12 protein-coding genes are annotated in these 14784 nt (G+C 65.1%); all 12 read left to right on the top strand.

Features of this window, described 5'->3' with window-relative positions; all coding sequences use genetic code 11:
• Positions 1–64: 64 nt before the first annotated feature.
• The 12 genes from PYV55_RS09820 to PYV55_RS09875 all read left to right on the top strand — a co-directional run bounded on the left by PYV55_RS09820 (position 65) and on the right by PYV55_RS09875 (position 14779).
• Positions 65–688, top strand: a complete 624-nt coding sequence (locus tag PYV55_RS09820) for a TetR/AcrR family transcriptional regulator (protein WP_275850535.1) — start codon at positions 65–67, stop codon at positions 686–688.
• A gap of 102 nt (positions 689–790) precedes the next feature.
• Positions 791–2425 (top strand): long-chain fatty acid--CoA ligase, encoded by a 1635-nt coding sequence (locus PYV55_RS09825; RefSeq protein ID WP_275850536.1) that lies wholly within the window; start codon positions 791–793, stop codon positions 2423–2425.
• 49 nt (positions 2426–2474) lie between these two features.
• On the top strand, positions 2475–4076 hold the full coding sequence (locus PYV55_RS09830) for an AMP-binding protein (protein ID WP_275850537.1): 1602 nt from the start codon (positions 2475–2477) through the stop codon (positions 4074–4076).
• A gap of 228 nt (positions 4077–4304) precedes the next feature.
• Positions 4305–5087 carry an enoyl-CoA hydratase/isomerase family protein gene (locus PYV55_RS09835; protein WP_275850538.1) on the top strand — a complete coding sequence of 261 codons (783 nt, stop codon included), beginning with the start codon at positions 4305–4307 and terminating at the stop codon, positions 5085–5087.
• A gap of 13 nt (positions 5088–5100) precedes the next feature.
• Positions 5101–6312 (top strand): CaiB/BaiF CoA transferase family protein, encoded by a 1212-nt coding sequence (locus tag PYV55_RS09840; RefSeq protein WP_275850539.1) that lies wholly within the window; start codon positions 5101–5103, stop codon positions 6310–6312.
• A 4-nt stretch (positions 6313–6316) separates the two neighbouring features.
• Positions 6317–8299: an acetoacetate--CoA ligase gene (locus tag PYV55_RS09845; RefSeq protein ID WP_275850540.1), complete on the top strand. Its 1983-nt coding sequence runs from the start codon at positions 6317–6319 to the stop codon at positions 8297–8299.
• Positions 8300–8374: 75 nt separating this feature from the next.
• Positions 8375–9157 (top strand): enoyl-CoA hydratase-related protein, encoded by a 783-nt coding sequence (locus PYV55_RS09850; protein WP_275850541.1) that lies wholly within the window; start codon positions 8375–8377, stop codon positions 9155–9157.
• Positions 9158–9291: 134 nt separating this feature from the next.
• A complete protein-coding gene (locus PYV55_RS09855) occupies positions 9292–10449 on the top strand; it encodes an acyl-CoA dehydrogenase family protein (protein ID WP_275850542.1) in 1158 nt (385 codons plus the stop codon).
• Positions 10450–10460: 11 nt separating this feature from the next.
• Entirely contained in the window at positions 10461–11636 is a 1176-nt protein-coding gene (locus PYV55_RS09860) for a CaiB/BaiF CoA transferase family protein (protein WP_275850543.1), read from the top strand.
• Between the two features lie 33 nt (positions 11637–11669).
• The gene (locus PYV55_RS09865; protein ID WP_275850544.1) at positions 11670–13040 is read left to right on the top strand and encodes an MmgE/PrpD family protein; all 1371 of its coding nucleotides are present in this window, start codon (positions 11670–11672) and stop codon (positions 13038–13040) included.
• Positions 13037–13915, top strand: coding sequence for an HpcH/HpaI aldolase/citrate lyase family protein (locus PYV55_RS09870; RefSeq protein ID WP_275850545.1), 879 nt, complete (start codon positions 13037–13039; stop codon positions 13913–13915). The genes PYV55_RS09865 and PYV55_RS09870 overlap by 4 nt, the downstream gene beginning before the upstream one ends.
• A gap of 78 nt (positions 13916–13993) precedes the next feature.
• Positions 13994–14779 (top strand): citryl-CoA lyase, encoded by a 786-nt coding sequence (locus PYV55_RS09875; protein ID WP_275850546.1) that lies wholly within the window; start codon positions 13994–13996, stop codon positions 14777–14779.
• Positions 14780–14784: the final 5 nt, after the last annotated feature.

Consider the following 14784-nt stretch of genomic DNA (forward strand, 5'->3'; position numbering starts at 1 on the left):
TGGACAGGGAAACGGTCAAAACAAGATCAATCAAACGCTTGTTAGTTATGCTAAAGTTTACACCATGAAAAAGACCGCTGCAGACACTCAGCAAGCTGTGCCATCGCGCAAAGAGGAGATTCTTGCCGCGGCCGCGAGCCTGTTCCGACGGCAGGGCTTCGAACGCACGTCGGTGCGTGAAATTGCCCAGGAACTGGGCATGACTTCGGGCTCTTTGTTTTATCACTTCGCGTCCAAAGAAGACCTGCTCGTGATGATCATGGAAGAAGGCTTGCGCGACATCACGCAGGCCGTGCGCCAGGCGCAGGCGACGGAAAAACGCCTGCCGGAGCGCCTGCTCGCCATGGTGCAACAGCATCTGGCCGCGCTGCTCGGGCCGCGGCTCGACGCCATGACGGTGCTGCTTTATGAATGGCGCAGCCTCTCCCCTGAAGCGCAACAGCGCATCCTGGCCTTGCGCGACGCGTATGAGGCTTTGTGGACCGAATCCCTGAACGAGGCTGCGCAACTCGGCCTCGTGGACCCGGACGTCGCGCTGGTGCGCCAGACTTTGCTGGGTGCGCTCAACTGGTCGGCGCAGTGGTATAGGCCCGGCGGAAGGCTGGGAATTCACGCGCTGGCCGAACGTATGTTTGTTATGCTTTTTCCGAAGATGAGGCTTGGTTTGGAGCAAGCTGCTGCGGCGTAGCGCGCAAACAAAAATTGCCTGCTTTCCTGCCGGCGTTCTACCAATCCTTGCTGCCCCCCGCCGCTACTGCGGCCTTATTGATCCATAGACAAAGGAGACAAAATGCAAAAGTCCAGCATCCCCTCGACGATGATGCAAGTGCCCATTTCGCTCAACCATTTTCTGGAGCGCGCGGGCACCTACCATGGCAAAACAGAGATCGTTTCGCGCCTGCCGGACAAGTCGCTGCATCGCCACACTTACGCAGACTTCCACCGTCGCGCCAAGGCGCTCGCCGAGGTGCTGGTCAAGGCGGGCATCCAGCCTGGCGATCGCGTGGCCACGCTGATGTGGAACCACTATGCGCACCTCGAGTGCTACTTCGGCATTCCGGCCGCGGGTGCGGTGATGCACAACCTGAACCTGCGCCTGTTCCCGCACGACATCGCCTTCATCGTGAACCACGCGAAGGATCGTTTTCTGCTCGTCGATGACGTGCTGCTGCCGCTGCTCGCCCAGTTTGCCAAGGACGTGAATTTCGAGCGCATCATCGTCGTGCCGCTTACGGGCCAGCCCGTACCCGCGCCCTACGAAGACTATGAAAAGTTCATCGGCGCGGCTACGGGTGACTTCCATTACGTCGAACTCGATGAAAACGCTCCCTGCGGCATGTGCTACACCTCGGGCACCACGGGCAACCCCAAGGGCGTCGTGTATTCGCACCGCTCCACGGTGTTGCACTCCCTCGTCGCGGCCTTGCCGGGAGGGATCAGCATCTCGGGCGGCGATGTGGTGGTGCCAGTGGTGCCCATGTTCCACGCCAACGCCTGGGGCCTGCCCTTCATTGCCACGTTCATGGGCGCGAAACAGGTGTTCCCGGGGCCGCATCTCGATTCGGAATCGCTGCTCGACCTGTACCAGCGCGAGCGCGTCACGGTGACGGGCGGTGTGCCCACGATCTGGCTCTCCCTGCTGCAGACCTTGCGCACCAACCCCGGCAAATACGACCTGGTGCCGGGCATGCGCATGCTCGTGGGCGGCTCGGCGGCGCCCGAAACCTTGTTCCGCGGGTTTGATGAGTTTGGCCTGGTGGTCGGCACGGCCTGGGGCATGACCGAAACCTCGCCGCTGGGCACCGTTTCGGCGCTCAAACCGTGGATGCAGGCGCTGCCCAAGGACCAGCAATACGCTTACCGCATCAAGCAGGGCATGGCGGCGCCGCTCGTGGACATCCGCCTCGTCGGCGACGAGGGCGAGGTGCCGTGGGACGGCAAGTCGGTCGGCGAAATCCAGGTGCGCGGCCCCTGGATCACGGGCAGCTACCACGAAATGCCCGTGAGCGAAGCCAACTTCACCACCGACGGCTGGCTGCGCACCGGCGACGTGGGCACCATAGACCCCGAGGGCTTTTTGCAACTCACCGACCGCACCAAAGACCTGATCAAGTCCGGTGGCGAGTGGATCAGTTCGGTCGATCTCGAAAACAACCTCATGGGGCACCCCGCCGTGCTCGAGGCCGCCGTGATCGCCGTGCCGCATCCCCGCTGGGCCGAGCGCCCGCTCGCCGTGGTGGTGCTGCGCCCCGGCCATAGCGCGTCGGCGGACGAACTGCGCGAACACCTGGCCAAGACCTATGCCAAATGGCAGTTGCCGGACGCCTTCGAATTCGTCAAAGAAATCCCGCGCACTTCGACGGGCAAATTCCTCAAGACCAAGCTGCGCGAGATGTACAAAGACTGGAAGTGGGAGCAAGAGTAAGCAGGAAGCAGTCATCCCCAACCTCAATCTATACCAAGGAGACAAAACCATGGCCGCTTCCACCTCCCCTTGCACGCCCGTCACGCAAGGCGTGCTGCCGCCGGGCGCGATTGCGCGCGTGGCGATAGGCGATTTTCTGCGCCGCTCGGCGGCACGCGATCCGCACAAAACCATGTTCGTGCTCGGCAAGCAGCGTATGAGCTACGGCGAGTTCAACGAACAGGTCACGCGCTGTGCCAACGCGTTGCTGGCCGCGGGTCTCACGCGCGGCGATCGTGTGGCCACACTGTGCAACAACTCGCTCGAATTCCTCGTGGCCATGTTCGGCATCCACCGCGCGGGTCTGATCTGGGTGCCGATCAACACCGGCCTGGGCCTGGACGATGTGAACTACGTCATCGAGCACTCCGAGGCGCGCTTCGCGCTCGTCGATGCGGCCCTGTTCGCGCGCCCTGAAGTGCGTGCCGCGCTCGAGGCGCAGCCCGGCCGCGGCTGGATACTGGAAGGCGAAGGTTCAGGATCATTTTCGGCCTTTGCGCCCACCATTGCTGCGCAATCAGCTATCGAAACAGAAGTGGAGATTCACGACCGCGATGTCGCGCAGATCATGTACACGAGCGGCACCACGGGTCGCCCCAAAGGGGTGATGCAAAGCCATCTGTCGGTCGTCATGGCGGCGATGAACAACGCGATCGAATTCGGCCTGTGGCGCGATGCCGTGAACATCGCCGTGCTGCCGCTGTTCCACTGCGCGCAGCACACGCTGATGTGCGGCGTGCTGGCTGCGGGGGGCACAGTGATCGTGATGCGCGCCTTCGATCCCGGTGCCGTGCTCGATGCGATAGAGAATGAGCGCGTGACTTTTTTGGTCGGTCTGCCGCTGATGCACCAGGCGATCCTCGACCATCCCTCGCGGCCGGGGCGGGATCTTTCCAGTCTGCGCATGTGCGTCTATGCGATGGCGCCCATGCCCGAGACGCTGCTGCGGCGCTTGATAGCAGAAATCTGCCCGAACTACGCGCTCGGCACGGGCCAGACCGAGATGTATCCGCTGACCTTGTCATTCCGCCCCGAAGAGCAGCTGCGGCGCTTCGGCTCCTATTGGGGTGTGAGCGCGCTGATCAACGACACCGCCGTGATGGACGACCAAGGCACCATCCTCGGCCCCAACGAGGTCGGCGAGATCGTGCACCGCGGCCCGAACGTCATGGAGGGCTACTACAAAAACCCCGAAGCCACGGCCGAGGCGCGCGCCTTCGGCTGGCACCACACGGGCGACCTGGGTATGTGGATCGACGGGCAGATGATGTTCCGCGACCGCAAAAAGGACATGATCAAGACCGGCGGCGAAAACGTGCCCTCGGTCAAGGTCGAGGCCGTGCTGCTGCGCCACCCCGCCGTGGCCAATGCCGCTGCCGTGGGCCTGCCGCACCAGCGCTGGATCGAGGCCGTGACGGCTTTTGTCACGCTCAAGCCCGGCGCGCAGATCGATGAAGCCACGCTGATCGCGCACTGCAAGGAGCACCTGGGCGCATTCGAGGTGCCCAAGGCGATCCGCATCGTCGATGCGCTGCCCATGACATCGACCGGCAAGGTGCAAAAGCACCCGCTGCGCGACCAATACCGGCACCTATACGCATCGGAAAGCTGAGCAGCTGAGAGTTTTTCGGCCGCTGCCGAAAACTCTCAGCCTCTCAGCCAGTGGTTTGCCTCATCCTTCCTTCGCTTTTTGGCGAAGGAAGGCGGGAGCCTAACTAACAACTGTTCTGCTAACATAGCGGCTCCCGGTCTGCGCAAAGGCACATTCCATGCAGTGCATGCCAGCCGGGTGTCTTGGTCGTTTCGTTTTTCACTCTGCACGCGCCACCGAAAGCCCATCATGTCCGCCCAAGCCCCGATTCTGTTCAGCACCGATGCCGACGGCATAGGCACGCTCACACTCAACCGACCCGACCAGCTCAACGCCTTCGACATGGACATGGTCGATGCCTGGCGTGCGGCACTCGAGTCGGCGGAGGCCGACGAGCGCGTCAAGGTCATTGTCGTCACGGGCGCAGGGCGCGCATTTTGCGCGGGTGGTGATTTTGCCGAGATGGCCAAGTTCAGCGGCATGGACAGCATGGCGCGCAAGGATTTTCTCTACCGCCATGTGCACCGCATCGCGCTGACGCTCGAGCGCATGGAAAAGCCTGTGATCGCCGCGATCAACGGCGCGGCGCGTGGCGCAGGCTGCGACATGGCACTGATGTGCGACATCCGCATCATGGCGAGCTCGGCCACGCTGGCCGAGAGCTACATCAACATCGGCCTCATGGCGGGCGACGCCGGCGCGTGGTTTTTGCCGCGCCTCATAGGCACGGCGCGCGCGCTCGAGCTGTTCTGGACCGGGCGCGTGGTGGGCGCCGAAGAGGCCGAGCGCATCGGCATGGTGAACCGCGCCGTGCCCGATGTGCAGCTGCTGCCCGCCACTTACGAGCTTGCGCGCACCATCGCCTCCAAGTCGCAGCAGGCCGTGCGCTTTTTCCGTCGCGCCGTCTACCAGAGCCAGACCATGGCGCTGGCCACGCACCTCGACATGGTGTCGTCGCACATGGCCGTGCTCGAAGATACGCCCGAACACCGTGCGGGCATCGCCGCCTTTTTCGATCGCAACAAAAAATAAGGCGGGCCAGCACATGCAAGGTGTTTTGCACGGCATCACCGTCCTGGATCTTTCGCGCCTGATCGCCGGCCCCTACGCTGCGATGGTGCTGGCGGACCTCGGCGCGCGCGTCATCAAGGTCGAGGCATTGGCCGGCGAAGAGGGGCGGCATTTCGGCCCGCCTTTTTATGGCGAGGACAGCGTCACCTTCGTCAACTGCAACCGCGGCAAGGAATCCATCGCGCTCGACCTGCGCAAGCCCGAGGGGCGCGAGGTGTTGCACCGCCTGATCCGCCAGGCGCACGTGCTGGTGCACAACTTCCGCCCCGACTTCGCTGAAAAGCAGGGGCTGACCTATGAGGACGTGCGCGCCATCCATCCAGGCATCATCTACTACATGGTGAGCGCCTTTGGCGAGCAGACCGACTATCGGCTGCGCCCCTCCGTGGACAGCGTGGTGCAGGGCATGGCCGGCGCCTTTTACGCGAGCGGGGAGGAGGGTGATCCGCCCATACGCATAGGCTTGCCCGTGATCGACGTGGTCTCGGGCATGTGCGGCGCGCTTGGCGTGCTCACGGCCGTGATGCACTGGCAAAAGACTGGTGAAGGCCAGCGCGTGGAGCTCTCGCTGGCCGACACCATGCTCAACATCATGGCCAACAAGTTCGGCGAGCTCGCCGTGACGCAGCGTGAGCCCGTACGCTCGGTGAACCTGCCGATCGCCGTGCCGAGCCGGCATTTTTGCGCAGCCGACGGCGCCTGGTTCAGCGTCTCGGTGGTCAACCAAGGAGCCTTCCAGCGTTTCTGCGCAGTGCTCGAAAAGCCCGAGTGGCTCAGCGACGAGCGCTATCACAACAATACCGAGCGCATCCGCCACCGCAAAGAGATGCTCGCCGAACTCGAAGCGATCTTCCGCACCCGCCCGGCGCACGAGTGGGTGGCCGCCTTCGACGCTGCCGACATTCCCTGCGGCCCGGTGAATACCGTCACGCAAGCCATGGCCGACCCGGTGCTCGCAGGGCGTTTTGTGCAGCATCCGCTAATGCCGGGTTACCCCCTGATCCCTTTCCCGGCGCAGCCCACAGCGGGCATGCGCAAACTGGGCACCATGGCGCCGCCGCCCGCGTTGGGCCAGCACACCGTGGCCGTGCTCAGCGAATTGGGTTATGCACAACCCGAGATCGAGCGCCTGGCCGCGGCCGGCGTGGTGCGGCTGCGGAGTGCGACACAAAAAACGGAGCAATGACACGATGAGCAGCGAAACGCCAGAGATTCTGTGGACACCCTCGCCTGAGCGCGTGGCCAAGGCCGAGCTCACGCGCTTTCAGCAATGGCTGGAGCGCGAAAAAGGCTTGCGCTTTGCCGACTACGCCGCTCTGTGGCAGTGGTCGGTCGATGACCTTGAGGGCTTCTGGAGCGCGATCGTCGAGTATTTCGATCTGCCGCTCGAGAACTGGAACGGTCAGGTGCTGACCGAGCGCAAGATGCCCGGCGCGCAGTGGTTCGTCGGCGCGCGCACCAATTACGCGCGCCAGGTATTCCGCCACGCCACCGATGCGCGGCCGGCGATCGTGTTTCGCAACGAGGCGGGCGAGCGCTCCGAAATGTCCTGGCGCACGCTGCAAGAGCAAGTCGCGGCGCTTGCGCAGTGGCTGCGTGAAGCGGGCGTACAGCCCGGCGACCGCGTGGCCGCCTACCTGCCCAACATTCCGCAGACCATGGTGGCCTTTCTGGCCGTGGTGTCGGTCGGTGCGATCTGGTCGGTGTGCTCGCCCGACATGGGCGCGCCCACGGTGCTCGACCGCTTCCGCCAGATCGAGCCCAAAGTGTTGATTGCCGTCGATGGCTACCAATGGGGTGGGCGCAGGTACGAGCGCAGCGACACCGTGGCCATGCTGCTCGAGGGCCTGCCGAGCGTGCAGCGCTGCATCTTCCTGCCTTACCTGGACGCGAACGCGCGCCCTGACGGCTTGCGCAACGCCGTACTTTGGAGCGAAACCCTGGCCAAGCCGGCCGAGTTGCAGATCGCCTCGCTGCCCTTCGAGCATCCGCTGTGGATCGTCTATTCCTCGGGCACCACGGGCCTGCCCAAACCCATCGTGCACGGCCACGGCGGCATCGTGCTCGAACAGGTCAAGCTCATGCGCCTGCACAACGACCTCGGGCCCGAGGACAACTTCCACTGGTTTTCGACCACAGGCTGGGTCATGTGGAACTGCCAGATCGGCGGCTTGCTCGTGGGTGCAACGGCCTGCGTGTACGACGGCAACCCCGCCTGGCCCGACTATGGGACCCTGTGGCGCTTTGCCGGCGACGTGGGCCTGCACTTTCTCGGCGCGAGCGCGGCGTTTTTTGCCGCCTGCCAAAAGCAGGGTGTGGAGCCGCAAAACATCGCCGATCTACGCTCCTTGCGTGGCGTGGGCTCGACCGGCTCGCCGCTCGCACCCGAAAGCTACCACTGGCTTGCCGATCGTTTGGGGCGCGAAGTCTGGATCAACCCGATCTCGGGTGGCACCGACTTTGCCGGCGCCTTCGTCGGTGGCGTGCCTACACTGCCCGTGTATATCGGCGAGATGCAGGGTCGCTGCCTGGGGGCGCGCGTGGAGGCTTTCAACGAGCAGGGCCAGCCCGTGCTCGACGAGGTGGGCGAGCTGGTCTGCACCGCGCCCATGCCTTCGATGCCGCTGTATTTCTGGAACGACCCTGGCCACAAGCGCTACCTCGACAGCTATTTCGACATGTTCCCTGGCGTGTGGCGCCATGGCGACTGGATCCGCATCACGCCGCGCGGCGGCGCCATCATTTACGGCCGCAGCGACACCACCATCAACCGCCACGGCGTGCGCATGGGCACGAGCGACATCTACAGCGTGGTCGAGGCGCTGCCCGAAGTGCTCGACAGCCTGGTCGTGGACCTCGAATACCTGGGGCGCGAGAGCTACATGCCGATGTTCGTCGTGCTGCGCCCGGGAGCCACGCTGGACCAGGGACTGATCGACCGCATCAAAAATGCCATCCGCACCTCCGTTTCGCCGCGCCATGTGCCCGACGAGGTGTTTGTCGTTCCCGAGGTGCCGCGCACGCTCACGGGCAAAAAGCTCGAACTGCCGATCAAAAAGCTGCTGCTTGGGCACCCGCTCGAAAAAGTCGTGAACCGCGACGCGCTCGCCAATTCCGCGAGCCTTGACTGGTTCTTCGAATTCGCGCGCCGGCGCGCCGCGCAGACGCAGTGATGCGCGCCGTGCGCGATCCGCCGGAATTTTTTTCTCCTTTTTTACCCTAGCCAACCTCACTATCAAGGAAGCACCATGAGCGACAAAGAAATCATGTACGACGTCAAAAATTACGTCGCCACGATCACCATCAACCGCCCCAAGACGCTCAATGCGTTCACGGGAGACAACATCAAGGAAATGGAAAGCCTGCTGGCCCAGGCCGCGGCCGATCCCAAGGTGGGCGTGATCGTGCTCACAGGCACTGGCGAGCGTGCATTCTGCGTGGGCGGTGACGTGAACTGGGAAAAGGGCACGGGTGGCAAAAGCGGCCTGCAGGACCTGGACTTCAATTTCAACCGTCAGATCGCCGAGTGCCCCAAGCCCGTGATTGCGCGTGTCAATGGCTATGCGATCGGCGCCGGGCACCACATTGCCTATTTCTGCGATTACACGATTGCGGCCGAGCACGCCATCTTCGGCCAGAACGGACCGCGCGTGGGCTCGCCTGCCGGCGGCTACATCGTGTCGCACGCGGCCAATGTGCTCGGCCACAAACGCGCGCGCGAGCTGTGGATGCTGTGCCGCCGCTACACCGCGCAGCAGGCTTACGATTGGGGTCTGGCGAACGCCGTGGTACCCATGGCCAAGCTCGACGAAGAAGTGCAGAAGGTCTGCGAGGAATACCTCTCGCTTTCGCCCACCTGCCTCAAAATCGTCAAGCGCTCGTTCTACCACCACATGGAGCCCATCCTGAAGCGCGACATGAACGAGCTGATCAAGGAAGTCGCCCCGAACTACTTCAGCACCGGCGAGCAGCAAGAAGGCGCGAGCGCCTTCCTCGAAAAACGCAAGCCCGACTTCAGCAAGTTCCGTTGATCTCAGTAGCTATTTTTTAGATAGCTGCTTGCGCTTGATGGGCGGGCGCTGGAAGGTTTTTTTGTTCAAAATCTAGCAAACTTCTGGCCCCCATCACACACTCCCCGTCCTTCGTCTATTTTTGCTTCCCCAAGATGACCACCACCGAACGCTACCCCGAGTTGCGCGCCGCGCTGCGCGATCTTTTCAAGCGCTTTCCTGACGAATACTTTCGCAAAATCGACGAGGCCCGCGGCTACCCCGAGGAATTCGTCGATGCGCTCACGCAGGCCGGCTGGCTTGCCGTGATGATTCCACAGGAATACGGCGGCGCGGGGCTCGGGCTGGCAGAGGCCTCGGTGGTCATGGAGGAAGTCAACCGCTGCGGCGGCAACGCTGGCGCCTGCCACGGCCAGATGTACAACATGGGCACCTTGCTGCGCCACGGCTCGCCCGAGCAAAAGCGCCGCTACCTGCCCAAGATCGCAAGCGGCGCGCTGCGCCTGCAATCCATGGGCGTGACCGAGCCGACCACCGGCACCGACACCACCAAAATCAAGACCACGGCGACCAAGCAGGGCGACCGCTACGTGGTCAATGGCCAGAAGGTGTGGATCTCGCGCATTCAGCACTCTGACCTGATGATTCTGCTTGCGCGCACCACGCCGCTCAAGGACGTCAAGCGCAAGTCCGAGGGCATGTCGATCTTCATCGTCGATTTGCACGAGGCGATCGGCAAGGGCCTCACCGTGAAGCCGATCCGCAACATGGTCAACCACGAGACCAACGAGCTCTTTTTCGACAACCTCGAAATCCCCGAAGAAAACCTCATCGGCCAGGAAGGGCAGGGCTTCAAATACATCCTCGACGGCCTGAACGCCGAGCGCACGCTGATCGCCGCCGAGTGCATAGGCGACGCGCGCTGGTTCGTCGAGCGCAGCGCCCGCTATGCGCGCGAGCGCCGCGTGTTCGATCGCCCCATAGGCCAGAACCAGGGCGTGCAATTCCCGATTGCCGAGGCGCACATCGAAACCGAAGCCGCCGACCTCATGCGCTGGCGTGCCTGCGAGCTGTTCGACGCGCACCAGTCCTGCGGCGCCGAAGCCAACATGGCCAAATACCTTGCCGCCAAGGCCTCTTGGGAGGCTGCGAACACCGCGATCCAGACGCACGGCGGCTTCGGCTTTGCCTGCGAATACGACGTGGAGCGCAAGTTCCGCGAAACGCGCCTGTACCAGGTCGCGCCGATCTCCACCAACCTGGTGCTGAGCTACGTGGCCGAACACGTGCTCGGGCTGCCGCGTTCTTTCTGAGGGGAGTCCTCATGCGTCCTTTGGAAGGAATGCTCGTCGTCACGCTCGAGCACGCAATTGCCGCACCGTTTTGCACACGCCAGCTCGCCGACCTCGGCGCGCGCGTGATCAAGGTCGAACGCCCCGGCGAGGGCGACTTTGCGCGCGCCTACGACAGCCGCACGCACGGCCTGGCCTCGCACTTCGTCTGGTGCAACCGCTCCAAAGAGAGCCTGACGCTGGACCTCAAGCACCCCGAGGGCCGCGCCATCCTGCAAAAGCTGCTGGAGCGTGCCGACGTGCTGGTGCAAAACCTCGCGCCGGGCGCGGCTGCGCGCATGGGGCTCGATCACGCCCGGCTTGCCGCGGTGAACCCGCGCATCGTCGTGTGCGGCATTTCGGGCTATGGCGACGGCGGCCCCTACACCGAAAAAAAGGCCTACGACCTGCTGATCCAAAGCGAATCGGGCTTCGTCTCCATCACCGGCACGCCCGAACACCCGAGCAAGGCGGGCCTGTCGATTGCCGACATCGCCGCCGGCATGTACGCCTACAGCAGCATCCTCGCGGCCCTGCTCGAGCGCGGGCGCACGGGCCAGGGGCGGCAGATCGAAATCTCCATGCTCGAAGCCATGGCCGAGTGGATGGGTTATCCGCTGTACTACACCATAGACGGCCAGCCGCCGCCGGTGCGTGCCGGCGCCGCGCACGCCTCCATCTACCCTTATGGCCCTTTTACCTGCGGCGACGGCAAGCAGGTCGTGCTCGCCGTGCAGCATGACCGCGAGTGGACTACCTTCTGTGAAAAAGTCCTGCTGCGCCCCAACCTGGTGCAGCCCTACCTCGGCAACGCCAAGCGCCTGGCCGAGCGCGAGCAGCTGCGCGTGGTGATAGAGCAGGTCTGCGCCACGCTCACGGCGGCGCAGCTCGTCGAGCGCCTCGACGCCGCGCAGATCGCCAACGGCCAGCTCAACGAAATCGCCGACCTCTGGCAGCACCCGCAGCTCGCTGCGCGCGGGCGCTGGACACAGATCGATTCGCCCGCCGGTCCGCTGCCCGCGCTCTATCCGCCGCACCACCTGCAGGGCAGCGAGCCGCCGCCCATGGGGCCGGTGCCGGCGCTGGGCGCGCACACCGCGGCCATCCTTGGCGAACTCGGCTTTGCCGATGCCGATGTCGCGCGTCTGCGCGCCGCCAAGGCCATCTAAGAGCGCAAGCCATTGTGTAGAACGACAGATTCCATGACTGAAAACGCCACCCCGAGCGCCACGCTGGCCGCCTTCGCCGCGGGCCTGCAGTTCGACGCCATTCCCGCTGCGGTGCTGCGCCGCACCGAAGACCTGTTCCTCGACTGGTTCGCCTCGGCCCTCGCGGGCAAGGGCGCGCGTCCCGTCGAGGCCATCGAAAGCTATGCCCGCGCCATGGGGCCCGCCGATGGCAGCGCCGAGGTGCTGATCTCGCGCCGCATGACCTCGCCGCATTTCGCCGCCATGGTCAACGCCGCGGCCTCGCACTACGCCGAGCAGGACGACGTGCACAACGGCTCGGTGTTCCACCCCGCGGCCGTGGTGTTTCCGGCGGCGCTCGCCGTGGCGCAGGAGCTGGGCGCGAGCGGGCGCGCATTCCTCACCGCCGTGGTGGCGGGCTACGAAGTCGGCATCCGCGTGGGCGAATTCCTCGGGCGCTCGCACTACCGCATCTTCCACACCACGGCCACGGCGGGCACGCTCGCCGCGGCCGCCGCTGCCGGGCGCCTGCTCGGGCTCGACGCCGCGACCATGCTGCACGCCTTCGGCAGCGCGGGCACGCAGGCCGCGGGCCTGTGGGAGTTTTTGCGCGACGCGGCCGATTCCAAGCAGTTGCACACGGCGCATGCAGCCTCGTGCGGCCTCGCTTCGGCCTACCTGGCACGCGCGGGCCTGACGGGCGCACGGCAAATCCTCGAAGGCCCGCAAGGCATGGCCGCCGGCACGTCGAGCGACGCCGATCCCGCGCGCCTCACCGACCGGCTGGGCACGCGCTGGGCCACGGCAGAAACCTCGTTCAAGTTCCACGCCTCGTGCCGCCACACGCACCCGAGTGCCGACGCCTTGCTCAGTCTGATGCAAACGCACGGCCTGCAGGCCGACGACATCGCGAGCGTGACCACGCTCGTGCACCAGGGCGCGATCGACGTGCTCGGCCGCGTCACGGTACCCAGCACGGTGCACCAGGGCAAGTTTTCCATGGGCACCGTGCTCGGGCTGGTGGCCGAATACGGCTATGCCGGCCTCAACGAGTTCGAGCAGCACTTTCTGGCGCCGCGCGTGGCTGCGTTCCGCGACCGTGTACGCATGGAGCTCGACCCCGAGGTCGACGGCGCCTACCCGCAGCGCTGGATCGGCAAGGTGCTGGTCCAAACGCGCGACGGCCGCACGCTGAGCGCGCGCGTCGATGAACCCAAGGGCGACCCGGGCAACACGCTCACGCGCCCCGAACTCGAAGACAAGGCCCAGCGCCTGGCCGCTTACGGCAAAGCCGCGAGCGTGCAGGAGATGCAGGCGCTGATCGCGCGCATCTGGGCCATTGCAGACGCACCGCACATCGGCCGCTGGCTGACCCCCGCAGCATGAGCAGCGCCGCCCCCGCATTGCCGCCGGCGCTGCCGCGCACCTACCTGTTCGTGCCCGCAGACCGGCCCGAGCGCATCGCCAAGGCGCGTGCGAGCGGTGCCGATGTGGTGATCGTCGACCTTGAAGACGCCGTCGCCCCCGAAGCCAAGCCGCGCGCCCGCGAGGCGCTGGCCCAGGTGCTCGACCAAGCCGCAGCCCCGGCGCCCGCGCAAGGCGCTGGCTCCGGGGCGGTTTTGCTCGTGCGCATCAACGCCGCGGGCACGCCCTGGTTCGAGGACGACCTCGAACTGTGTCGCCACCCTGGCGTGGACAGCATCATGCTGCCCAAGGCCGAGGGCATAGACGAGGTCTGCGCGGTGGTCGAAACCACGTTCAAGGACGTCATCCCCATCATCGAGTCGGCACGCGGCGTGCACGAGACGGCGCAGGTCGCGCGCGTGCCCGGCGTGGTGCGGCTGGCTTTCGGCAGCGTCGATCTGGCGCTCGATCTGGGCATAGACTGCGCGCCCGAGGGCGAAGAAATCGAACTGCTGCCGTTTCGCGCGCAGCTCGTGCTCGCTTCGCGGCTGGCCGGCCTGGTCGCGCCCATAGATGGCGTGAGCACCGCGATCCACGACCTGCCGCGCCTGCAAAAAGACGCCGAGCGCTCGCGCCGTCAGGGTTTTGGCGCCAAGCTGTGCATCCACCCGCAGCAGATCGCCACCGTGCGCGCCGTGTTCGCCCCGAGCGCCGAACGCGTCGCCTGGGCGCAGCGCGTGTGTGCGGCTTTCGATGCGGCCGGCGGCGCGGCCGTGGCCGTGGATGGCCAGATGGTGGACTTGCCCGTTTACCAGCGCGCCCGCGGCGTGCTGCGCGATGCTGGATTGCTTGGCTGAAAGCCGGCCCACGCCAGTCCGAAGACCATATTCCCCACGGGATTTTTCATTCACATAGCCCGAACCAGGAGTTTCCCCATGGCCCGCAAAAGCAAACCCATCCGCTCCGATATCGCCTGGAGCACGCCCGACCGTATCGAAGTGCGTGGCAAAAGCCTGCCCGACGAATTGCTGGGGCGCATTCACCTGGGCGACATGGCCTTTTTGCAGATCCTCGGCCGCATGCCCACGCCGCAGGAGTCCAACGTGTTCAACGCCGTCGCGGTCACGCTGGTCGAGCACGGCATCACGCCGAGCGCATTGGCGGCGCGCCTGACCTATGCCGGTGCGCCCGAAGCCCTGCAGGCCGCCGTGGCCGCCGGCCTGTGCGGCCTGGGCAGCGTGTTCGTGGGCAGCACCGAAGGCACGGCCAAGATGCTTTATGAAGCGCTGCCGCCCGGCACCCAGGGCGCAGACCTCGAACGCATCGCCGTCGACACCGTGGCCGCCTACCGGGCGCGCGGGCAGATCATTCCGGGCCTGGGCCACCCGCTGCACAAACCCGTCGATCCGCGCGCGCCGCGCCTGTTCCAGATCGCCAAGGACAACGGCTTTTCGGGTGACTACATCCGCCTCGAGCAATTGATCTGCGCCGAAGCCGAGCGTGCCGCGGGCAAATCGCTGCCCGTGAACGCAACGGGTGCCATCGGTGCGATCTGCTGCGAGCTGGGCCTGCCGTGGAAAATCGTGCGCGGCATCGGCGTGTTTGCGCGCGCCATCGGCCTCGTCGGCCACATCCTCGAAGAGAGCAACAACCCGATCGCCGTGGAAATCTGGCAGCGCGTGGAGGACGAGGCCACGCAGCACATCCGGCCGCAAAGCTGATTTTG

The sequence above is a fragment of the Extensimonas soli genome, assembly GCF_029211265.1.
Taxonomy (GTDB): Bacteria; Pseudomonadota; Gammaproteobacteria; order Burkholderiales; family Burkholderiaceae_C; genus Extensimonas; species Extensimonas soli.